The 21,440-nt window shown below is 47.5% G+C and carries 30 protein-coding genes; 23 read left to right on the forward strand and 7 right to left on the reverse strand.

The window, feature by feature from the left end:
• Positions 1-43 precede the first annotated feature (43 nt).
• Complete coding sequence (gene nagZ, locus EGC76_RS11145; RefSeq protein ID WP_128353085.1) at positions 44-1,087, forward strand: beta-N-acetylhexosaminidase; 1,044 nt, start codon at positions 44-46, stop codon at positions 1,085-1,087.
• 4 nt (positions 1,088-1,091) lie between these two features.
• Here the strand turns inward: nagZ and queC are convergent, their stop codons facing one another.
• Positions 1,092-1,751: a 7-cyano-7-deazaguanine synthase QueC gene (gene queC, locus EGC76_RS11150; RefSeq protein WP_128353086.1), complete on the reverse strand. Its 660-nt coding sequence runs from the start codon at positions 1,749-1,751 to the stop codon at positions 1,092-1,094.
• Positions 1,752-1,843: 92 nt separating this feature from the next.
• Between queC and queE the strand changes: the two genes are divergently transcribed.
• From queE to EGC76_RS11215, 13 genes are all read left to right on the forward strand, one after another.
• On the forward strand, positions 1,844-2,536 hold the full coding sequence (gene queE / locus EGC76_RS11155; protein ID WP_128353087.1) for a 7-carboxy-7-deazaguanine synthase QueE: 693 nt from the start codon (positions 1,844-1,846) through the stop codon (positions 2,534-2,536).
• Positions 2,537-2,680: 144 nt separating this feature from the next.
• Positions 2,681-2,914, forward strand: a complete 234-nt coding sequence (locus tag EGC76_RS11160) for a Flp family type IVb pilin (RefSeq protein WP_339879842.1) — start codon at positions 2,681-2,683, stop codon at positions 2,912-2,914.
• Positions 2,889-4,103 (forward strand): hypothetical protein, encoded by a 1,215-nt coding sequence (locus EGC76_RS11165; protein ID WP_128353089.1) that lies wholly within the window; start codon positions 2,889-2,891, stop codon positions 4,101-4,103. Before EGC76_RS11160 ends, EGC76_RS11165 begins: the two co-directional genes overlap by 26 nt.
• Positions 4,100-4,633, forward strand: a complete 534-nt coding sequence (locus EGC76_RS11170) for a hypothetical protein (RefSeq protein ID WP_128353090.1) — start codon at positions 4,100-4,102, stop codon at positions 4,631-4,633. The genes EGC76_RS11165 and EGC76_RS11170 overlap by 4 nt, the downstream gene beginning before the upstream one ends.
• On the forward strand, positions 4,624-5,154 hold the full coding sequence (locus EGC76_RS11175; protein ID WP_128353091.1) for a hypothetical protein: 531 nt from the start codon (positions 4,624-4,626) through the stop codon (positions 5,152-5,154). The genes EGC76_RS11170 and EGC76_RS11175 overlap by 10 nt, the downstream gene beginning before the upstream one ends.
• 226 nt (positions 5,155-5,380) lie before the next feature.
• The gene (locus tag EGC76_RS11180) at positions 5,381-6,079 is read left to right on the forward strand and encodes an RcpC/CpaB family pilus assembly protein (RefSeq protein ID WP_164876837.1); all 699 of its coding nucleotides are present in this window, start codon (positions 5,381-5,383) and stop codon (positions 6,077-6,079) included.
• Positions 6,066-7,262, forward strand: a complete 1,197-nt coding sequence (locus EGC76_RS11185) for a type II and III secretion system protein family protein (protein ID WP_128353093.1) — start codon at positions 6,066-6,068, stop codon at positions 7,260-7,262. The genes EGC76_RS11180 and EGC76_RS11185 overlap by 14 nt, the downstream gene beginning before the upstream one ends.
• Positions 7,252-8,424 (forward strand): TadA family conjugal transfer-associated ATPase, encoded by a 1,173-nt coding sequence (locus EGC76_RS11190; RefSeq protein WP_246013971.1) that lies wholly within the window; start codon positions 7,252-7,254, stop codon positions 8,422-8,424. The genes EGC76_RS11185 and EGC76_RS11190 overlap by 11 nt, the downstream gene beginning before the upstream one ends.
• Positions 8,421-9,275, forward strand: a complete 855-nt coding sequence (locus EGC76_RS11195) for a type II secretion system F family protein (protein ID WP_164876838.1) — start codon at positions 8,421-8,423, stop codon at positions 9,273-9,275. The genes EGC76_RS11190 and EGC76_RS11195 overlap by 4 nt, the downstream gene beginning before the upstream one ends.
• A complete protein-coding gene (locus EGC76_RS11200; protein ID WP_128353095.1) occupies positions 9,265-10,065 on the forward strand; it encodes a type II secretion system F family protein in 801 nt (266 codons plus the stop codon). The genes EGC76_RS11195 and EGC76_RS11200 overlap by 11 nt, the downstream gene beginning before the upstream one ends.
• Positions 10,062-10,436 carry a DUF192 domain-containing protein gene (locus EGC76_RS11205; RefSeq protein ID WP_128353096.1) on the forward strand — a complete coding sequence of 125 codons (375 nt, stop codon included), beginning with the start codon at positions 10,062-10,064 and terminating at the stop codon, positions 10,434-10,436. Before EGC76_RS11200 ends, EGC76_RS11205 begins: the two co-directional genes overlap by 4 nt.
• Complete coding sequence (locus tag EGC76_RS11210) at positions 10,423-10,920, forward strand: tetratricopeptide repeat protein (protein WP_128353097.1); 498 nt, start codon at positions 10,423-10,425, stop codon at positions 10,918-10,920. Before EGC76_RS11205 ends, EGC76_RS11210 begins: the two co-directional genes overlap by 14 nt.
• The gene (locus EGC76_RS11215; protein WP_128353098.1) at positions 10,913-11,635 is read left to right on the forward strand and encodes a hypothetical protein; all 723 of its coding nucleotides are present in this window, start codon (positions 10,913-10,915) and stop codon (positions 11,633-11,635) included. The genes EGC76_RS11210 and EGC76_RS11215 overlap by 8 nt, the downstream gene beginning before the upstream one ends.
• Here EGC76_RS11215 and EGC76_RS11220 read toward each other — a convergent pair.
• Genes EGC76_RS11220 through EGC76_RS11245 form a run of 6 tightly spaced genes read right to left on the reverse strand, consistent with a single transcriptional unit; the run spans position 11,632 to position 17,405 of the window.
• Complete coding sequence (locus EGC76_RS11220; protein ID WP_128353099.1) at positions 11,632-11,991, reverse strand: Na+/H+ antiporter subunit G; 360 nt, start codon at positions 11,989-11,991, stop codon at positions 11,632-11,634. The two genes, EGC76_RS11215 and EGC76_RS11220, sit on opposite strands and share 4 nt — an antisense overlap.
• A gap of 19 nt (positions 11,992-12,010) precedes the next feature.
• Complete coding sequence (locus EGC76_RS11225; protein ID WP_128353100.1) at positions 12,011-12,280, reverse strand: K+/H+ antiporter subunit F; 270 nt, start codon at positions 12,278-12,280, stop codon at positions 12,011-12,013.
• A complete protein-coding gene (locus EGC76_RS11230; protein ID WP_128353101.1) occupies positions 12,274-12,762 on the reverse strand; it encodes a Na+/H+ antiporter subunit E in 489 nt (162 codons plus the stop codon). The genes EGC76_RS11225 and EGC76_RS11230 overlap by 7 nt, the downstream gene beginning before the upstream one ends.
• On the reverse strand, positions 12,755-14,272 hold the full coding sequence (locus EGC76_RS11235) for a monovalent cation/H+ antiporter subunit D (RefSeq protein WP_128353102.1): 1,518 nt from the start codon (positions 14,270-14,272) through the stop codon (positions 12,755-12,757). Before EGC76_RS11235 ends, EGC76_RS11230 begins: the two co-directional genes overlap by 8 nt.
• The gene (locus EGC76_RS11240) at positions 14,272-14,616 is read right to left on the reverse strand and encodes a Na+/H+ antiporter subunit C (RefSeq protein WP_128353103.1); all 345 of its coding nucleotides are present in this window, start codon (positions 14,614-14,616) and stop codon (positions 14,272-14,274) included. The genes EGC76_RS11235 and EGC76_RS11240 overlap by 1 nt, the downstream gene beginning before the upstream one ends.
• Positions 14,616-17,405 (reverse strand): monovalent cation/H+ antiporter subunit A, encoded by a 2,790-nt coding sequence (locus EGC76_RS11245; RefSeq protein ID WP_128353104.1) that lies wholly within the window; start codon positions 17,403-17,405, stop codon positions 14,616-14,618. The genes EGC76_RS11240 and EGC76_RS11245 overlap by 1 nt, the downstream gene beginning before the upstream one ends.
• Before the next feature lie 427 nt (positions 17,406-17,832).
• Here EGC76_RS11245 and rplN point away from each other — a divergent pair, with 427 nt between their 5' ends.
• From rplN to rpmD, 9 genes are read left to right on the forward strand one after another with little or no spacing between them, the layout of a single operon-like run.
• Positions 17,833-18,201 (forward strand): 50S ribosomal protein L14, encoded by a 369-nt coding sequence (rplN, locus tag EGC76_RS11250; protein ID WP_055439819.1) that lies wholly within the window; start codon positions 17,833-17,835, stop codon positions 18,199-18,201.
• 11 nt (positions 18,202-18,212) lie between these two features.
• Positions 18,213-18,527 carry a 50S ribosomal protein L24 gene (gene rplX / locus EGC76_RS11255; protein ID WP_128353105.1) on the forward strand — a complete coding sequence of 105 codons (315 nt, stop codon included), beginning with the start codon at positions 18,213-18,215 and terminating at the stop codon, positions 18,525-18,527.
• Positions 18,528-18,548: 21 nt separating this feature from the next.
• Entirely contained in the window at positions 18,549-19,088 is a 540-nt protein-coding gene (rplE, locus tag EGC76_RS11260) for a 50S ribosomal protein L5 (RefSeq protein ID WP_128353106.1), read from the forward strand.
• Positions 19,089-19,099: 11 nt separating this feature from the next.
• A complete protein-coding gene (gene rpsN, locus EGC76_RS11265; RefSeq protein WP_128353107.1) occupies positions 19,100-19,405 on the forward strand; it encodes a 30S ribosomal protein S14 in 306 nt (101 codons plus the stop codon).
• A 26-nt stretch (positions 19,406-19,431) separates the two neighbouring features.
• Positions 19,432-19,824 carry a 30S ribosomal protein S8 gene (rpsH, locus tag EGC76_RS11270; RefSeq protein ID WP_128353108.1) on the forward strand — a complete coding sequence of 131 codons (393 nt, stop codon included), beginning with the start codon at positions 19,432-19,434 and terminating at the stop codon, positions 19,822-19,824.
• A gap of 14 nt (positions 19,825-19,838) precedes the next feature.
• Complete coding sequence (rplF, locus tag EGC76_RS11275) at positions 19,839-20,372, forward strand: 50S ribosomal protein L6 (protein WP_128353109.1); 534 nt, start codon at positions 19,839-19,841, stop codon at positions 20,370-20,372.
• Positions 20,373-20,381: 9 nt separating this feature from the next.
• Positions 20,382-20,735 (forward strand): 50S ribosomal protein L18, encoded by a 354-nt coding sequence (gene rplR, locus EGC76_RS11280; RefSeq protein WP_128353110.1) that lies wholly within the window; start codon positions 20,382-20,384, stop codon positions 20,733-20,735.
• Between the two features lie 9 nt (positions 20,736-20,744).
• Positions 20,745-21,251, forward strand: coding sequence for a 30S ribosomal protein S5 (gene rpsE / locus EGC76_RS11285; protein ID WP_055439826.1), 507 nt, complete (start codon positions 20,745-20,747; stop codon positions 21,249-21,251).
• Between the two features lie 6 nt (positions 21,252-21,257).
• Positions 21,258-21,440, forward strand: coding sequence for a 50S ribosomal protein L30 (gene rpmD / locus EGC76_RS11290; RefSeq protein WP_128353111.1), 183 nt, complete (start codon positions 21,258-21,260; stop codon positions 21,438-21,440).

Consider the following 21,440-nt stretch of genomic DNA (forward strand, 5'->3'; position numbering starts at 1 on the left):
ATTTGGCACACTGCCTGCCACGTCGTTTTTAAGAGATTCATCTATGACCGCAGTAATGATTGATTTAACAGGCCATGAGCTAACAGCTGAGGAGCGCGAATTGCTTGCGCATCCAGCGGTAGGTGGGGTGATTTTATTTAGTCGTAACTTTCACGATATTGAACAGTTGGTGGAACTCGTGCGACAAACACGTGCCGCAGCGAGAAACCCACTGATAATTGCAGTTGATCATGAAGGCGGTCGGGTACAACGATTCAAAGATGGATTTAGCAAAATTCCTGCCATGGCCGATATATTGGTAAAAGCCTCAAACGACGAGCAGGCCTTGCACTGGGCTCAAGAGATGGGTTGGTTGATGGCAACAGAAGTGCTGGCGATGGACATTGATATCAGTTTTGCACCAGTGCTGGATATTAATGGCATTAGTGAAGTGATCGGTAACCGCGCATTTGCCACTGAAGCCAAGCAAATCATACCTGTCGCTCGGGCTTTTATCAGAGGCATGCACCAAGCTGGCATGAAAGCTACCGGCAAGCATTTTCCAGGGCATGGCTCTGTGCGAGCCGACTCCCACATTGAAATACCGATTGATGAACGCAGCTGGAATGAAATTCTTGAGACCGACCTTCCACCCTTTATCGAGCTAGCAAGTAGCCTTGATGCGATGATGCCTGCCCATGTTATCTATCCGGCAGTTGATGATAAACCAGCAGGGTTCTCACACTACTGGCTGCAGGATATTCTGCGTGCACAATTGCAATTTAAAGGCATTATTTTTAGCGATGACTTAGGTATGGCTGGGGCAACGGTTGCGGGTTCTATGACAGATCGCGCGTACGCTGCATTAGATGCGGGCTGTGACATGGTACTGGTCTGTAATGATCGAGCTGGAGCCATTGAGGTTATCGAAGCAATTGAACCGCGCTTGGCACAGCTTAACAAGCAACAAGAACGCTGCTACCAACAGTTGGCCAAGCCAGCAGGCATGACCTTATCGGTGTTACATAACCACCCGCGCTGGCATGCAGCGCAGGCAATATTGGCAGAAATGGCGTCGGAAATCGGGTCAGAATCAACTGACTCGTAATAGACTATGCTGAGGCGTAAGGCAGCGGATCAACGCAATTGTTCGCTGCAAATGCTTCAAGTCGTTCAACGCAGGCTCCACACTTGCCGCATGCTTTTTCTCGGCCATTGTAACAGGTCCACGTTTGCGCGTAGTCGAGGCCCATGGCTAAACCAGCCGCAAGAATCTCTGCTTTCGAGTTGGTCAAAAATGGCACTTCGATAGGTATCGGTTCATAGTTGGCGATTAGGCTAACGGCATTCATCTTTTCTACAAACTCAGGGCGACAGTCAGGGTAAATCGCGTGGTCACCAGAATGCGCACCGTAATACACGGCCTCAGCTTTAATGCTAACGGCGTACCCGATGGCAAGCGCAAGCAAAATCATATTCCGGTTCGGTACCACAGTTGACTGCATTGATTCAGCTTCGTAATGCCCCTCAGGAATGTCGATATCGGAAGTCAAAGAGCTTCCAGCGAGCAACGTATTAATCGCTGTAATATCCACTACTTTATGGTTAATTCCCAAGGATTTGCAGACTGTGGCCGCTGCGTCGAGCTCGCGAACGTGGCGTTGCCCATAGTTGAAACTCAAGGCGTATACGTCGTGTCCTTGCTTCAGTGCATGATGCAACACGGTAAAGGAATCCATACCACCTGAGTAAATAACGACAACTTTTGCCATTAGAAGATCCTATTCTTGCTGAATTTACGCTAAAATTATGCGCTTAATGTACAAACATGCGCATGTGTATTGTATCGCAATTCTTTTAGCAGATGTTGGAGAATCCTATTAGCACCCTGTACCCAATTAACGAAATATTCCAAACCATTCAAGGTGAGGGGGTATTCACTGGCGTGCCAGCCATATTTATCCGTCTGCAAGGATGTCCTGTGGGTTGTCCGTGGTGTGACACACAACATACATGGGAGCAACGTGAGAGCGATCAGGTTGAGGCAACTGAGGTTGTTGAAAAACAACAACCAAGCTCAAACTGGGCCTCGATGACTGCCGATGAAATGGTTAAGTTGATAGAAGCTAAGGGCTACACGGCGAAGCATGTGGTGATTACTGGTGGTGAACCAGCAATGTTCAATCTTATTCCGCTTGGGCAGGCGTTAGAGCAAAAAGGCTATCAGCTTCAAATTGAAACCAGTGGTACGTTCGCAATTCAGGTAACGCCGTCTACTTGGGTGACAGTATCGCCTAAATTGGACATGCCGGGCGGCTATCTTGTGCGGCCCGACTGTATGAAACGCGCGAACGAGATCAAGTACCCGGTTGCCATGCAAAAGCACATTGAACAGTTTGATAAACTCCTAAAAGCGTGTCCGCCTCGAGCTGAGGCCATCATCGCGTTACAACCGATTAGTCAGCGTCCACGCGCCACTGAGCTTGCGATTAAGGTTTGTATCGAGAGAAATTGGCGTTTGTCTGCACAGTTGCATAAGTATCTCAAAATTGAGTAGGCGCTCAGCCTACTTTTAATCTCGGCCATTTAGTTATTCCTATACTGAGTTTCCAGTGCCCAGCAGCAAGAGGAAATTCAGATGGCTCGCCGTTACCTACATTCCAGTACCTGTCAAATAATTGGACGAACCCGCGGTCAGGGCATGACCGAGTACATTATTATTGTTGCACTCATTGCGGTGGCTGCCATCGGCGTTTATTCCTTGCTCGGCAAAACCGTGCGCGGTCAAGTTGCCGGTATAGCCAATGAAATAACCGGTCAAAGCTCATCTGAACAACTCAACAGCGCGCGTTCTGCAGCTCGACGAGCTAATACATTGGGTCGCCAAGATGTGAGCTTAGGTAACTACGATGAAGTTACCGAGTCGGGCAATTAATATGAGGTACCACAACGGTTACGTCAGCGTCTTAATCTTGCCCGCATTAGCTGGTTTGCTGATGTTATTACTTGGCGTTGTCAGCCAGCAGCATAAGCTTCAACAACGCTGGCATTTGCAAAGCGCAGCGGACACCATGGCTCACAGTGCCGCAACGATTATGGCCCGCGAATTTAATTTACTTGCGGTACTTAATCGGGCGTTGATTGCCAATCAAGTCGCTCAAGCACAACTGCTCGGACTTTCCAGCTGGTATCGCAATCTGGCCACAGCTACTGATCGGTTGGCGTTGGTAAGTAGCTGGATTCCTTATTTGAACGTGGTGACGCGCCACCTTGCGAATGCTACACGGTACGTCAATACGCCATTGCAAACCCTATTATCAGCAGGCCTCTTACTGCAACGTGCCTTGGTTGAGTCATTGCGCATCGCTCAAATTATGGTGCGCTATTCATTTGCCATGATAATTCCCAAAACTATGGCGGAGCTGGCGCAGCTACAGAACATTCCTGAGCACAAGTGGACCTTGTTACATAGTCCGGGGTTAGTCCAGTTCCCATGGCTCTGGTGGACGTTTATCCCGCCGCAGTCAGCAGCTCGCGATAAAGACTTGCTGGCCGATTTGGTGCGTCATAGTCGGGATTCCTTCTCCCAGCATCGCACCTACACCTGGTTTAACGTTGGGCTTATCAAAGCACAAAAAACCGGCGGAACCGATCTTGTAGTGAGTCAACAAGGTAGCTGGTCATGGCAGTCTATGGATACGGTTGCGCTGCATGTGCGGATATTGTTTGGTCGCGAAGAAATCCCGTGGGGAAACGGCGTTACCCACACGGATAGAAGAGTCACAAGATTGCAGCCGCAGCGATTTGGTGGCAGTGCAAGAAAGAATCCGCGAACGGCACGGTGGGCACTTACGGAACAGTACAGCTTAGGTGGAATGAGTACACCAAGCTATTTCAACCGCGAAGAGCTTGAACCCGCGCACTGGCCGTCGGTAATTATTCAATTTGACGATGTGGTCGCCAAAGCTGGAATACGGTTCTCGCGACCGCATGCTGTTTTCCCCCGGCGCGATAAGCGTAAGGAACGGGCTAATCTCTTTAACGCACTTTGGGAACCTGAGCTGCAATCACTGACGCGACCAGAAAAGCTAATTATCAGTCAACTTCGCGAGCAACAGTCATGAACAAACACCACGGGCAAGCAATTATTGAGTTGGTGATGGCGCTTGGTGTGATGTCAGTCATTCTGTCATTTGCCTTGGGGAAATTGAATGAAAGTATGATTGCTCAGCACGGGCACTTGAATAAACTCCGGGCTGAAATTTTTCAGCCAATTCCTCAGTTGCAGTGGCAGCACAAACCGAACGACGAATTTAGTCAGCGTGTAAAGCCTGTCGCTGACGCGCTTAATGCAGTGGTTCAATTTGATTTACCAATGAATAACGTCATTCAAGTGCACGCGGAAAACTCTCCATACAAGCTCGCGCGCCTTTCACATGGTTGGCAAGCCGAATCATCCGTTCAGCTTACGCAACGTCCAGCGCAGCTAACAGCCAGTTATCACCTGAAAAATATGGGCTTTAATGCAGTGTTTGATGGTATTGGTCATCTTCCGATTGCAAAAGAGCTGAGAAATAAATCCCTAGTGCTCGGTAAGGTGGATGCCGAAATTACCCCGTTTGAACTCAGATGCCTGGACGCATCATGTCAATAGCCGCCGCATGGCTGGCGGTAAACGCGCAGCTCATAACTCATTCACGTGAAAGCCAATTGTGGCAAGTATCGGAAGCAGCAGATGTACATGTTCTGCACGCGCGTTTGCCGTGTGTGCAGGAGCTGGAGATGGAACGACAAAAGTGGTGTCGCACGCCGAAGCGGCTTTGGTTGTTGAGCGAGGTTGGCAGCAAGCACTATGTGCAAGGTTTTGAATTGAAAGAATCGTTGAGGCGCGACAGTAGCGCTCATCATGCGTGGCTTGGTGAGCGTTTAGGGGTGTACACGATTGATGGTTTTATACTTTCCACTTATCGCAATCGGCTCTCGGCGGATACGTTAATCCGCGGATTTAGGTTTCGTCAGGCCACGCGTATCGTTTCTATCAGGGAGCTTGAGCATGGACGTTATCACGTGCAACTGCGTGCACCGCAAGAGGATGTGCTGGTTATCCAACAGGCAGATAAACCGACAGCCGCGCCGGACACGATTGCAATCTCAATGCGGGCAGAGCGCGATTGAAATCTTGTTGATGATGCTTGTTGCTGCTGCCATTTGGTTAACACCTGTCACTTCAGCAGAAGTGACTGTAATTGAATTATTTGAGCAAATTGCGCATTCCACCTCGCTCCATGTGGCGTGGATATGGACGCAGTTCACGTTAAATCCATTGGTTTTATAGCCGAGGTAGTCAATGAGAGTTAGTCAGCGTGCAAAGATCAGCTCGTTTGTGCTAGTGAGTTTATTAATGACCATTGCGGGTTACCAGCTGATTCAAAGTTACGTTGAAGAGAAAACAAACATTGAAATTCAACAACAGCAAGAGCACATGTTTGCGGTTTTGGTCAGTCGAGACGATCTACTCGCCGGTGAAATCATAGACGCAGGAAGCCTCGTTAAAAGGAGTTACCCAATGAGTTTGGTTCAGGATAGCTGGTTACGCCCAGAAGATGCGCCAATGATAATTGGCTTATCAACCACGCGATATATTGAGAAGGGCGAGCCATTAACTGCGGATGCGCTCTTGCCGTTCGATGACTACGGCTTTTCAAAAAGAATTCAATCGGGCAACTACGCAGTCACGAGCATGATATCTAAACAGCAGCTTCACAATGGCCTGATTCAAGTGGGGGACAAAGTGACTTTAGTTTCGCGCAACTCGGTGAGTGAATCGCAACAAGCGGTACTGGTAAATATTGAAGTTGTCGCATTGGATAATTTTGATCATAGCAGTCAGCTCGACATGTCGGCTACGCACTACCTGCCAAGCACCATAACGTTTGAACTTACGCCTTCTCAAGCGATTATCTTTGAAACCATGAGGCAGCAAAGCTTTGCTGTTTGGTTGCAGCATCCAGACTCACCCTACGCGGATATAAAGGTCAATGAGCCGATTGCAATACACCGATTAAAGTCTGTTGAGGCATCCCAGCATGCGACTTATTAAACACGTGCTACTTGGTTTGCTGATCATGTCGAGGCCAGCCGCCGCAGAAGACTCGACTATCGAACTCGCAGTTGGCAAAACGCGTGTAATCACTATGCATGAAGTGACTGATATTGTAATCGGCGATGACAACGTAGCGCAGGTGCAATTATTAGGTGCCGACACGTTAATTATTAAAGCGCTAAAGCCCGGTGTCACTGAACTGTTATTGAGGCTATCAAACGGGCTAACAGAGCGCATTGAAGTTACGATAAACGGTTTTAAAAATGAAAGTGAACAAACACAATTAAACTGGATAAAGGCGAATATGCCAGGTCTTTCTATCACGGTGACAGAAGGAATAGTGATTATCGCCGGTGAACTGAATGAAGCTGACCACCAACTTCTACTGAACCACGCTCAGCGAAACCCAGACTGGCTATTACAAATTACCAGGCCAGAAGCGTCACTAGCTCAAATGATTGAGCTTGAAGTAAAGATACTCGAAGTAAAGCGCCATCATTTAAAAAACTTGGGGTTGTCGTGGCCAAGTGCAATTAATGGCCCCTTGGTAACTCGTGATGTAGGGCAGTGGCTTAGCTTCCCAGTTGCGATGCAATCTACAATAAACCTATTGGAACAAAGTGGCAGTGCAAAAGTGCTTGCTGAGCCTAAATTGACCGCGGCGAGCGGTGGGCAGGCCGAGTTCTTAGTTGGGGGCGAGTTCCCCGTTCCGCAAGTTGTTGCACAAGGTTTGCAGGATGTTGATTTTCGAGAGTACGGAATTACCTTAACGATGTCCCCTGAAGACTTGGGACAGCAGCGCATTGCGACATCCATTAAGGCTGAAATAAGCACTATCGATCCTGCGACCAGTGTCAATGGAATTCCCGGCATGCTAACCCGGCGCGTTAGTTCAATGATCACCGCCGCTAGCGGTGAATCAATTGTGCTTTCGGGTTTAATTAGTCACGAACAATCGTATCAAGCAGATGTATTTCCATTTCTACACCAAGTGCCAATCGTAGGTCGCTTATTTACATCGAAAGAGTTCAGAGATGCAGAAACCGAGCTCGTTGTGGTGGTTACACCAAGGCTCAATGAGCAAATCAAGCGGCAATCGCAGCGCCACATTGCAGCGCAGCGTGCAATCCATGAATTTCGTGAACAAGCGTCTTGCGTAGGACTTATCGATGGCTATTGATATTAATCATGCGCGTAATTATTTACGCCAAGCTTTGCAACGCAGCGAATCAAACATTGAGCTCATGGCCGCAGATGAGCTTCGTGCGCATTCGATGCAAATCTTACAAGCTTATGGTCAAGGTCTGTCTGAACAAGAACAGTTAGATTTCGACGCCGCGAAGGATGGAATCATTAACGATTGTATTGGGTTTGGCCCATTAACGTCTTTATTGAATGACTCCAGTATTACCGAGATCATGGTCAACAATTACCAGACAATATTTATTGAACGCTGTGGGCAGCTGCATCAATCGCCGGTGGTTTTTGAATCTGAAGATGATCTATTACGTGTTATCGACCGAATTATTGCGCCACTAGGTCGTCGTTTAGATAGCTCTCAACCAATGGTTGATGCGCGCATGCCCGATGGGTCACGCATCAATGCCGTCCTTTCACCCATTGCGCTAAATGGAAGTTGCCTGACAGTACGTAAATTTCTTACGAAACAGCTGAAATTTGACGACTTGGTATCCCAAAACGTTTTATCGGCAGAGGCCTCCGAGTATTTGCGAAAAGCTGTTGAGCAACGGCGAAACATCTTGATTGCTGGGGGCACCGGTACCGGCAAAACCACATTACTGAATACCTTAGCTGGCGCTGTTTCTGCACATCAGCGACTGGTTACAATTGAAGACGCAGCAGAGCTGCAGCTCAACCACCAAAACCTAATTGCCCTAGAAGCGCGGCCAGCAAATGCAGAAGGCAATGGTCGAATTAGTATTAGAGAGCTACTTATTAATGCCTTAAGGATGCGCCCCGATAGAATAATTATCGGCGAGTGCCGCGGTGTTGAAGCAATCGATATGTTGCAAGCGATGAATACCGGTCATGAAGGCTCATTGACGACGCTACATGCCAATACAGCGCGAGATGCACTCCAACGTTTAGAAGTTATGGTGTTAATGGCTGGCCTCGATTTACCGCTCACGGCTGTGCGTCAGCAAATAGCCTCGGCAATAGACATCGTGATTCAAATACATCGGAGCAGTAACGGTCAACGTGTAATTTCCGAGATCAGTGAAGTTACGGGTGTCGATGCTGAGATTATTCAGCTAAGCCAGATGTTTGTTAGAAATAACACTGAATGCAAAGCGACCGGAGTGCTATCCGAATGGTTATGACAAACCTGATCGTAGTCTTTGTATTCATTTTTGCGGTGAACATGATTGTGGTCTATGGCTTGCTATGGTGCGTTAAGAGGTGGCAAGCACCGGCGCAAAATTGGCTGAAAGTTAGTACTGAACAGTCACTGGCTGATTTCCTTATTTACATGCCCGCGAGGGTATTCTGGGCTCGCTTAGCGTTAGTGATAACTCCCATTTTGTGCGCTGTTGCGATGTCTATTTCGGTCAATATTGCGGTGTTTTGCGCAGTGTGCTTGCCGATCGCTGTGGTTGTTGGGAAAAATTTTATGCTGGCGCGTCGTCATCATCTTATTACCCGACAACTTCCTGATGCACTCGACATGCTGGTTACAGCAACCAGTGCAGGGCTAAGCTTTCATGCGGCTTTAGAGCGAACTGCCAGTCAGCTACCAATTCCTTTACGCTTCGAATGGCAATTGATTTCTCGCTTAACACGCACAGGCGAAGGGATAACTTCAGCGCTACAAAATTTTTATCATCGTGTGCCCACGGAGGGCGTATTACAGATGCTTCTTACGGTTCAGCTCGGGTTACAGCACGGAGCTCAACAGGCCCAGGTTTTACAGCGTTTGGCGCTGTCGTTACGTCAGCAGCATTACGCCATTGAGCGCGTGAAAAGCTTGTCCGCGCAGGCGCGCATGCAGGGTAAGGTTATGATGTTACTTCCTGTCGGCCTATTTATTATTCTTCACTTCTTGCACCCGGAAAACACGCGCGTATTAGTCGAAACGTCTGCAGGCCATTATCTGCTATTCGGTTGTTTTGTACTTATGCTAGTGGGGAACTATCTAATACGAAAAGTTTTAGGTAGCGCTTATGCGCAATGAATTATTGCTATGGATAATGTTGGGCAGCTTCAGTGCTTGGGTGGCATGGGCATGGCTGAAGCTTTCGCAGACGTTGATTAGCAATCCTAGAATAGAAGAACAGCTTGCCAAGCGGCTAAGAGTTATGCCTGAGTGGTTTCAAGAAATGATAGAAAGCTCTGCTCAGAGCGCTCTCGAAGAGCAGTCAGCTGCGCGCTGGCTATTACGTAGAATGGTAACCGTAGTGACTATTTTCTTGGTGTGGTTATTGCCGATAACTCTGTGGGTGAAAATAGGAGTTACGTTGTTCTTCGCGCTTGCCGGCCTAAGGCAAATTCAACGGCGTAAGTGGCACATTCGCAGAGCATTAAGGGAGTGGCCAAGTGCCTTAGATATTTTAGCAATGCTCATGCATTCAGGGTTATCACTTCGCGCATCAATTCATGCATTTCAAAGCGCCCCAAAAGATTCGCCAGCTATCCATGAGCTGGTGCGAGTTCAGCGCGCACAGCAAAGCGGATATAGCCTTGCTCAAGCTCTGGAGAGTCTATCAATACGACTACCGCACCCTTGGGTTCGACTATTTGTTGGCGCGGTTGTGCAAGCACAAGCAACCGGCGGTGGTTTAGCGAATACGTTACAACAGCAAGCGACGCAACTTAGGCAGCAGCAGTTGCTGGAAGCAGAAAAACGCGCTCAAGAAGTGTCTGTGAAACTGATGTTTCCACTAATCTTTTGCTTTTTCCCAGTCACCATGTTGTTAATTTTAGGCCCAGTTTTTATTGGGTTTACACAAGGAGGTTTTTCATGAAACAAGGACGTTTCTATTTAGGCAAAACAGGTCGTTGCATTTGGTGCGATGTAAAAGTGATGGAATATTTCCCGCAACGTTTAGTAGGAATGCTGTACCTGCGAGTTGCGTCGCCACAGCGCGCGTTTTGGTTTCCTCGTTGCAGTTCTGTGCATACGTGGGGGATGCGCTTCGCCATCGATGTAATAGGTCTGGATAAGCACCAGCGTATTCAAACAGTTATCAGAAATGTGCAACCGGCAAATGTTGTTCGGCTGGTCAATGTGGATTCCATTATCGAATGCGAAGCAGGTTGTCCTTTACCGTTGGAGTTGTGGCAGGGCGAAGCTTTGGAGTTTATGAGCAAGGAAGTTTGCTATGAAGATAGTTAAGCTATGTGTACTCGCCGTGCTGCCGTCAGTGGTCATTGGTTCGGGCTGCGCCGCCACCGAAAAAACTACCTTTAATACGCTTGAGCAACAGCGAGCAATTGCGTCGAAATCCTATCAACAAGGCGACTTACATGTCGCCGAAGGTTATTTGCAACGCATTGTATCGAGCCTACCAAAGGACAGTGCTAGTTGGTGTAAGTTGGGGCATATTAACTACCGTTTAAATCGCTATTCGGCGGCGACGAACGCTTATGAAAGGTGTTTGTCGCTAACCCCAGAGCTACCGGAAATTTGGCATAACTTGGCGGCAGTAAAATTGCGTGAAGCGACTGAGTTTTTATTAACAGGCCGGGCTTACATTCCTGAGTTAAACGAGGCGGGTAGCGCATCTTCCTTTGCCGTGAACTATACCCGTTTATTGAATGAACTTGGGCGTTTGCATGGTGTAGCAGGGTATTCAACAGAAATGATTAGCGATGATTAAGCAACAGGGTTTGTTCTTACCGCTTATGCTCGGTTTTGCGCTGCTTATCACGGCTACGGTGATACCGCTTGCGCCATCGCAAGAAGCGCTTAGTGTGGAGCGTGCAAATTATCTCCACGCGATGTGGTGGCATTGGCAACGCGCTGTTTTCAGTTACTACGAGAAGTATGGCGTATGGCCTGACTCATTAACTGCTGTGGCAGCCAGTTATCAACTGCCTGAACCGCCGAGTTATTTGTTAGGGGTTCGAGAGGGATTGGATTTTCGTTTAAGGTGGTTGAACGTGCAGCAAGAAATTGTTGAGCGTATCAGTGCAACAATTCAGCCTGAATACTTAGTTGTTGCAGAAACTAGCGTTGAGCTCGTCATGCGTGCTGAAGCCGTTGACTCTGAACTCGAGTCAGCCAAGCTAAGCCGAGTAGCTCCAGCAACAATGAACAGCGTGCTCTCAATGGCTAACTTTGATATCGCTTCGGTTAATAGGCTAACGACTCAACGTATTAATATTAATGGATTAATGACGTTGAGCCAGTTGAAGACTGAACAGGGAGCCATTGAACAGCTGAGGATTCCGGGCGCATTGTATATCGACTATTTTGCGAGTGCTCGATATATGGCGCCAGAAATTGAAGCATTACTGAATCGCATCAATCTTCAGTATCAAGAGTTAAGTGATTACATGCGAAAACAAGATCCGGGGCCATCACCATTCTAATCTTTGTCCGAGTATTGTTTGGGTTGAGCACGTAAGTCACGCGTGTTTTCAACGCGACGCAGCTCTAAATGTAACCCAGCTTTGGCAAGTAAATGGGCACTGATGGGTGCAGTTAAAAACAGAAAAATTGTAATTAACAGTTCGTGCCACGAAAATGATGCTGTTACCGAGAAGTAAACAATCGAGCCAAGAATAACACCACCAACCCCTAAGGTTGTGCTTTTGGTTGGTGCGTGCAGGCGAGCCATAAAGTCTGGCAGCCGTGCTAACCCAACTGAGCCTATGAGTGCAAACAAGGCGCCGATAATAAGCAGGCTAGAAACTAACCAGTCGGCCCAACCGTGAAGTTCTACCATAGTGATACCTTTACCTTAATCATTCGACGATATCGCCGCGCAATAGAAATTTAGCCGCAGCTACAGTGCCTATAAATCCAAGCATCGCGATAAGCAGTGCCGCTTCAAAATAGAAGGCAGTGCCATGCCAGATTCCAAACAGAACCAATAACGCCAATGAATTTATGTATATGGTGTCTAGCGCGAGAATACGGTCGGGCAAATCAGGCCCCCGAAACAAGCGCCATAAGTTAAGTAGTAGCGCAACACAAAATGCAATGAATGCGAACTGCACAGCGTAAATTAGCATTTGAAAATCTCCTTCAAACGCATTTCATAGCGTTGTTTTATTGAAGCAATGAGCTTCTCATGATCATCAACATTTAATGCGTGGATCATCAGCGCACGGCCGTCTCGTCGAATTTCTGCGGTAATCGTGCCGGGAGTCAGGCTGATGGTACTGGCAAGCACTGTGATAGGAACTTCACCAACGATATCGAGCGGGTATTCAATCAAGGCTGGCTTGATGCGTCGTGATGGCAACAGAATAATTGCTGCAATATTGAGGTTCGAAATAAGGATATCGACCATCAACAGGATAAAATACTCAATCGCCTTAAAGGGCTTATGGATTGTTGCAGGAAAGTCTCGACCGCGATTGGTGTACAGCGGAATCAATATCGCTAAGATTATGCCGAGGACAATAAGCCCAGCAGAAACGGTATTCTGCAACAGTAGCCAGAACACTAATAGAAACAGACTTAAAAAAGGTGCTGGTAGAAGTTTATTCATAAGGTTGACTCCCTCCAAGCACTGCCTCGATATATGTCGATGGGTGCATGACATCATAGGCGATGCCTTCAATGAATCCACTAATGCTGTTCGCGAACAAGGTTAAGGCGACAATTGCGGCCAATAGCAAACCTATCGCCACAAGTTGGCTGGGTGGATTGGTGACATCGCCGGGCTTACCTTCGAACGTATGCCAAAACATTCTGCTACCGGCACGTGACAATGAAACCATCACCAAAAAAGTGCTACCCAATACTAGCGGCCATAGCAATGCTACTTGCGCCCCAGTTCGTGCAGCTTCAAGTATAAATAGCTTGCCAATGAACCCTGAGAAAGGGGGCATGCCAATAATCGCGATTGCAGCAACAAAGAACATGATACCCAAGGTTGCATGTTGCGCCATTTTGCGCCCTTTAACAATGCGCGAGGCAGTTTTGCCACGCTGTTTTGCTACGACATCAACGATTAGGAAAAGCGCTGCCGTAATTAGAGTTGAGTGCAACATGTAATACATTACTGCTGTGATTGAACGTTCAGTATTCATGCTGAAAGTGGTTAGCATGGTGCCGACTGAAATCACCACCAAATATGAAATAACCAAGCGTAGATCGCGGCTTCCCATAACGCCGATACCGCCAATGGCTAAGGTTCCAAGGCCCAGCCACCACAGCCAATCATAACCCAACAATGCTGCGGCGCCCGAGTCATCACCGAAAATCAGTGTGAATACACGAATAATTGCGTAGATACCTACTTTCGTCATGATTGCAAACAGCGCAGCAACGGTGCCTGTAGTCATAGCATAAGCTTGCGGTAGCCAGAAATATAACGGCAGTAACGCTGCCTTAAGTGCAAATACAATGAGCAACAGCAGTCCGCCAGCACGCGCGATGCTTGCATCGTCCCCTGTGAGGGCCGAAATTTTCACGGCTAAATCAGCCATGTTAAGCGTGCCGGTAATGCCGTACAACACTCCCAATGAGATGAGGAATATAGCCGAACCGGTCAGGTTCAAAAGCACGTAATGTAAACACGCGCGCAGCTTTTGTTTACCGCCACCGTGCATCAGCAGGGCATAGCTTGAGATAAGTAGAATTTCAAAAAATACAAATAGGTTGAATAAGTCACCAGTCAAAAATGCGCCAAGAATGCCCAGCAACTGAAATTGAAACAGCGCTTGAAAATGTGAACCTAGGTTGTCTTCGCCATAACAAGCGTACCAGAGCACTGGTAACGCTAAGATTGAGGTGAGTAGCACCATTAATGACGATAAGCCGTCGGCGACTAAGACAATTCCGTACGGCGCTTCCCAGCTACCTAAGGCATAAACTAACGGCCCAGCGCTTGATTGCTGTATGAGTGCTACAGCTACAACTATGAGCAATGAGCAGGACGTCATGCCAATAGCCCGCCGATAGCGCTGAGGGTTTTCCCCCCAAGGTAACAACTGCAGCAAAGCTGCCAGCATCGGTATCAGCAATGGTAATATAACTAAGTGTTTAGTAAGCATTAGCGTTGCCCCTCGTCATCAACGGGGCTTGGGTCATTTACTTCGTCAGTACCGAGCTCACCGCGCACGCGCACTGCCAAAATAATCGAATAAGCGGTCATCGCAAATCCAATTACTATTGCAGTTAGCACCAAAGCTTGCGGAAGCGGGTCAGTGTAACTCTCTTGATTGCCAATAATCGGTAATTGATTCAGCACCAAACGCCCCGTGGAGAACAAAAATAAGTTCACCGCGTAAGAAAGCATGGTGATACCGATCACAATTGGAAATGACCGACCGCGAAGAATGAGATAAATACTGCATGCGGTAAGCATGCCCACTGTAATAGCGTACAGAGCTTCCATTAATGCTTCTCCTGTCGAGGACGGTGGCGTGTGGTCATTTGGCCAAAGTTGGCAAGTATCATCAGCGTGGCGCCGATTACCGTGAGGTAAACACCTAGGTCAAATAAGATTGCAGTGGCAATTTCGAACTCTCCAACAATCGGCCAGTCGACATGAGTGAACCAAGACGTAAGGAAATTATGCCCAAAGAACCAGCTGCCGACACCAGTAAACAGAGCAATCATAACGCCTACGGCCGCTAAGGTTTGATAGTTATAGTTAAAGCGATGTTTTACCCAATCGACACCATTAGCCATGTACTGAAGAATCATTGCAGATGCGGTAATCAGGCCAGCAATAAAGCCGCCACCAGGTAAATTGTGGCCGCGTAGGAAAATATACACCGAAACCATTAATGCCAAAGGCAGAATTGCTTGGGAAACCGTTTGTACTAATAGTGGGTGCTTCACGCGGTGCCAGGGGCGACCATCAACGTCGCTGGATGGCATGAATGGTCTCAAGTTATTGAGTAACTTATGGATACCTGCGGCAGCAATGGCCAATACCGTGATTTCACCCAAGGTGTCGAAGCCACGGAAGTCGACCAAAATAACGTTAACTACATTGGTACCGCCACCACCAGACACCGAGTTTTCTAAAAAGAAGTCAGAGATGCTGTTGGCGGGGCGCGTTAAGAGCGCATAATTCAGCGTACCAACGATTCCACCAACGAAACCAGCCAGCAAAATATCACGCGCTACGCGACCACCGCTTGACGCCCTTGGTATGCGTTGTGGCATGAAAAATAGCGCCAGAATCATGAGTATGATACTCACCACTTCAACCACAAGCTGTGTTAGCGCGAGGTCAGGTGCTGAAAAATGAACGAAGGTTAATGAAACCATGAGACCAACCACCGATAGCATCATTAACGAAGTGAGGCGCTGATGATGGAATGCTGCGGTGCCGATGGCAGCAAGAATGACAATAACTGCTCCAGTTAGGCTGACGACATTTATTGGCAATTGCTCACGTCCGCCCGTTAATTGCTCAATGTTGTATAACTCCGGAATAACGAAAACCACAGTTAAAATTAGCAGTGCAGCGATGTAGCGTTGCAGTGAACCGGTTTCGATACGGTTCATAAGTGCGTCAGAGAAGTTCGTTACCGATTTAACAATTCGGGCAAATACTTCTTTTGCATCGTGATGATCAAACTGACGATTAAATGACAGCAAATCGGCGCGGTTTGCATAGATTCCAATACCACCGACAATTGCCAATACGCTCATAAGTAGCGCCATGTTAAAGCCATGCCAAATGGAGATATTAATTTCCATCGGGGCAGGGCTAACGGCCGCCAGCGCAGGTGTTAGAATGTCGGCAACAAACAGCATCGGCGCGATACCCACCGCGATACATAACCCTGCGAGGATGATTACGGGCACGCGCATCATTAACGGTGGCTCGTGCGGTGTTTTGGGGAGGTTTTCGGCTGCTTTATCGAAAAACACGCCGTGCACGAATCGAATCGAGTAAGCCACGGAGAGCATTGCCCCGACAGTTGCAAGCACGGGTACAAGCCATGAAAGTCCACCAAATAAATGCTGCTGATACGACTCCATCAAGAACATTTCTTTTGATAAGAAGCCATTAAATAGTGGAATGCCAGCCATTGATGCTGAAGTAATTACAGCGAGAACCATGGTGTAAGGCATGAACTTTCTTAACCCACTTAGCTTGCGTAAATCTCTACTACCTGTTTCATGGTCAATAATGCCGGCAATCATAAACAAGCCAGCTTTGAAGGTTGCGTGGTTGAGAATGTGGAACAATGCAGCCAGCAATGCGGCAGGACTACCCAAGCCCAACAGCATAGTAATTAAGCCCAAATGGCTGATGGTTGAAAATGCCAGAAGGCCCTTTAAATCGGTCTTAAATAATGCGAAATATGCTCCGAACAACATGGTTGCAAGACCGGTGAGGGTGACAATTGTGAACCACTCAGGGGTGCCGCCTAACACTGGGTATAAACGCGCCATTAAGAAAATGCCGGCTTTTACCATCGTTGCCGAATGTAAGTATGCACTTACCGGCGTTGGAGCCGCCATGGCATGTGGTAACCAAAACTGGAAAGGGAATTGTGCTGATTTGGTAAATGCCCCCAGCAGAACCAGAATTAGAGCTGGTAAGTACAACGAGTGCGCGCGGATGGTGTCAGCTGCTGCAAACACCGCATCGAGTTGATAACTGCCCGCAATGTTACCGATGAGTAGAATACCCGCAAGCAATGCCAAGCCGCCGGCACCAGTAATAGCTAGTGCCATGCGAGCCCCTCGGCGCGCGTTACTTTGATGGAACCAATAACCGATAAGTAGAAATGATGAAACGCTGGTTAATTCCCAGAATAACCATAAAAGAATAAGGTTATCGGCGGTCACAATACCGAGCATTGAACCCATGAAAAGCAGTAGACAGGAAAAAAAACGACCGGCGTCATCTTTAGTGCTCAAATAGTAGTGCGCGTAGATGACAATAAGTAGACCAATGCCAAGGATTAATCCTGCAAATAACAATGACAATCCATCAAGACGAAAGCTAAAACTTAAGCCCAGTGACGGCAGCCAATCAACCGCATAACTTGGTATGAGGCCATTGAGTGTTTGAGGTGCCAAACTTAGTAGTAGCGCTAAACTAATGGTTGTCGTTGCTGCTGCGAGTGCTGTGCTAACCCAACGTGGTTTATGACTCACCAACATGGGGAATAGCGCGCCGACAAACGGCAGCATAACAATGATAGCGAGATTCATGTGAATCCTTAGGTTGCAAATTTCTATCAGTCGTTGATTTCGTATTACTGAATTTACCACTTAGCTCAAGCGGTTGCCAACAGCTTCGAACGCTTGATATACGCCGCTTACCGTGATTGCGTATTGATCAGAACTCATAAATAAGAAGGGCAATTAGCGATGGACTAAAATGCTCTCTATGGTATAGTGGCGCCTCTATTTCGAGGCAGGTGTTTAAACCTAACTCAACGGGGTTTCGGCATAGTACCCCTACCACCCAAACTTTTCTGTTTTTATTTCACATCTCTCACTACCATCTGAAAATTATATCTGTTACAATTCGCCGCCCTTTTATAAGGGGAAGTCTTATATTCTCAAATGTCTTTGAGAATGGCTGGACATCAGTGGCTCGAAAGAGTCTGTTTTTTACATAAAGCGGAGCACTGCAATGATCCAAATGCAAACTACTCTGGACGTGGCTGATAACAGCGGCGCACGCAGCGTACAATGTATTAAGGTTCTGGGTGGCTCGCACCGCCGGTATGCAAACATTGGCGATATCATCAAAGTTTCTGTTAAAGAAGCAATTCCTCGCGGTAAAGTGAAGAAAGGTGATGTTGTGAATGCGGTGGTCGTTCGCACCAAGAAAGGCGTCCGTCGTCAAGACGGGTCAGTCATCCGTTTTGACCGCAACGCGGCTGTTTTGTTGAACAATAACAAGCAACCGATTGGCACTCGTATCTTTGGACCAGTGACTCGTGAATTGCGCTCTGAGCAATTTATGAAGATTGTTTCTCTGGCACCAGAAGTACTGTAAGGAGTCCAGATATGGCGGCAAAAATCAAACGTGATGATGAAGTAGTAGTCCTGGCAGGTAAAGACAAGGGTAAGCGCGGTAAAGTGCTTAAAGTCGATACCGCTTCGAATCGTGTATTCGTTGAAGGCGTAAACATCGTTAAGAAACACCAAAAGCCAAACCCTGCATTGGGCGTAGCTGGCGGTATCGTGGAGCAGGAAGCAGCAATCCACGTTTCTAACGTAGCAGTTTACAACCCAGAGACTGATAAAGCAGATCGTGTTGGCTTTAAGATTGAAGATGGCAAGAAAGTTCGCTTCTTCAAATCTAACAACGCAATCATTTAATTTTTAATTTGGAGTTTTACGATGGCGAAACTGCATGATTTTTACAAAGAATCAGTAGTTCCAGAACTGGTTAAACAGTTCGGCTACAACAGCGTCATGCAAGTCCCTCGGATTGAAAAAATCACCCTTAACATGGGTGTTGGTGAAGCTCTGGCAGACAAAAAGATTCTCGACAACGCTGCCGCAGACCTAGAAGCTATTTCTGGTCAGCGTCCAGTTAAAACTGTTGCTCGTAAATCTGTCGCTGGCTTCAAAATCCGTGAAGGCTACCCAATTGGCTGTAAAGTGACTCTGCGTGGCGAACGCATGTGGGACTTTTTGCAACGTTTAATTACTATTGCAATCCCGCGTGTTCGTGATTTCCGTGGTTTGAACCCGAAATCTTTCGATGGTCGGGGAAATTACAGTATGGGCGTACGTGAACAGATCATCTTCCCAGAAATCGACTTTGATAAAGTCGACAAGGTTCGTGGTCTTGACATCACTATCACCACTACTGCAGGCACTGATGACGAAGCTCGCGCTTTGCTCGCTGCCTTTAACTTCCCGTTCAAGAAGTAAGGTGTAGAGTTATGGCAAAAGAGTCAATGAAAATGCGTGAGCTGAAGCGTCAAAAGCTAGCAGCTAAATACGCAGAGAAACGCATCGCACTTAAAGTTGTGATCAGCGATCCGAGTACTTCGGACGAAGAGCGTTGGGAAGCCGTGCTTAAATTGCAAAGTCTTCCTCGTGATTCGAGCCCAAGCCGTCAGCGTAACCGCTGCCGCGTAACGGGCCGCCCACACGGTTTCCTACGTAAATTCGGCATGAGCCGTATTAAAGTACGTGAGAAAGCGATGCGCGGTGAAATTCCTGGCTTGAAAAAAGCTAGCTGGTAAGCCACGAGTCACGGGAGAAAGCAAATATGAGCATGCAAGATCCAATTGCGGATATGTTCACTCGCATCCGCAACGCTCAGGGTGCTAACAAAGTTGCCGTGCGCATGCCTGCTTCTAAACAGAAATTGGCTATTGCCCAAGTTCTTAAAGAAGAAGGTTATATCGCGGATTTCAGCGTTTCAGGTGAAGTGAAAACTGAACTTGAAGTTACTCTGAAATACTTTGAAGGTAAGCCTGTTATTGAAACAATTGAGCGCGTAAGTCGCCCTGGATTGCGTATCTATAAGAAACGCAATGAACTACCTAAAGTTATGGGTGGTTTAGGTGTCGCAGTAGTCTCAACTTCGAAAGGCCTAATGACTGATCGCGCCGCTCGCAAAGCGGGTCTTGGCGGTGAAGTTCTTGGCTACGTAGCTTAACGAGGAGTTAGGAAATGTCACGAGTTGCTAAAGCACCGATTGCCATTCCTGCTGGCGTTGAAGTTACGCTAAATGGCCAGGAAGTAACAATCAAAGGTGCCAAAGGCTCATTGAGCCGTGTAGTTAACGATGCTGTAGAACTTGTCAAAGAAGACAACGTTTTACGCACTGTTGCACGTGAAGGTGTTGCGAACGCTAACGCGCAAGCAGGTACAGCACGTGCATTACTGCAAAACATGGTGGTTGGTGTTGCGCAGGGTTATGAGAAAAAACTACAGCTAATTGGTGTTGGTTATCGTGCCAATACTGCAGGTTCGAAATTGAACCTTACGCTAGGTTTCTCACACCCGATTGAGTTCGATATCCCTCAGGGAATCACTATCGAAGTCCCAGCACAAACTGAAGTAGTCGTTAAAGGTGTCGACAAGCAGTTAGTGGGTCAAGTTGCCGCTAACATTCGTGCGTACCGTAAGCCTGAGCCTTATAAAGGTAAAGGTGTACGTTATGCCGATGAGCAAGTGCGCCGTAAAGAAGCCAAGAAAAAGTAAGGTAAGACTATGGACAAAAAAACAGCTCGCTTACGTCGCGCAACGCGCCCTCGTAAGAAAATGCAAGAGTTGGGTGCAAACCGCCTGGTCGTTCACCGTACACCACGGCACATTTACGCTCAGCTTATTGCATCGAACGGTTCTGAAGTACTAGCTTCAGCATCAACTGTAGAAAAAGCTATGCGTGAGCAGTTTAAAGCTGCTGGTAACGTTGAAGCTGCTAAAGCAGTTGGCAAGCTGATCGCTGAACGGGCGATTGAAAAAGGCGTGAAAATCGTCGCATTCGATCGCAGTGGCTTCCGTTATCACGGTCGTGTCGCCGCTTTGGCTGACGCAGCTCGTGAAGCTGGACTTCAGTTCTAGGAGACGAACATGGCAAATGCAAATGTAGAAGCTCAACAAAGTGATCTGCAAGAAAAGCTGATTACGGTTAATCGTGTAGCGAAAGTTGTTAAAGGTGGTCGCATCTTTAGTTTCACTGCACTAACTGTAGTTGGTGATGGTCAAGGTAAAGTGGGTTTCGGTTACGGTAAAGCACGTGAAGTTCCAGCTGCTATTCAAAAAGCAATGGAAAAAGCACGTCGCAATATGGTAACTGTTCAGCTGAAAGGTGATACCTTACAGCACCCTGTTAAAGGCCGTCATTCAGGTTCACAGGTATTTATGCAGCCAGCTTCAGAGGGTACAGGTATCATCGCCGGTGGCGCGATGCGTGCAGTACTTGAAGTTGCAGGTGTACACAACGTGCTGTCAAAAGCATATGGTTCAACCAACCCAATCAACGTTGTTCGTGCCACTATTAAGGCACTTCACGGTATGAAGTCGCCTGAGCAAGTAGCGGCTAAACGTGGATTGAGCGTTGACGAAATTTTGGGGTAGTGAGCGATGGCGAATAAGACAATCAAAGTAACCCAGACGCGTAGCTCAATCGGTCGTTTACCGAAGCATCGAGCTACACTTCGTGGTCTTGGTCTGCGCCGGATTGGTCACACGGTCGAGCTGGAAAATACTCCAGCCGTCCGCGGCATGGTTAACCAAGTCATTTACATGGTAAAGGTGGAGGATTAA

Origin of the sequence: Pseudidiomarina gelatinasegens (assembly GCF_004025325.1) — a bacterium.
In the GTDB taxonomy this organism is placed as follows: domain Bacteria; phylum Pseudomonadota; class Gammaproteobacteria; order Enterobacterales; family Alteromonadaceae; genus Pseudidiomarina; species Pseudidiomarina gelatinasegens.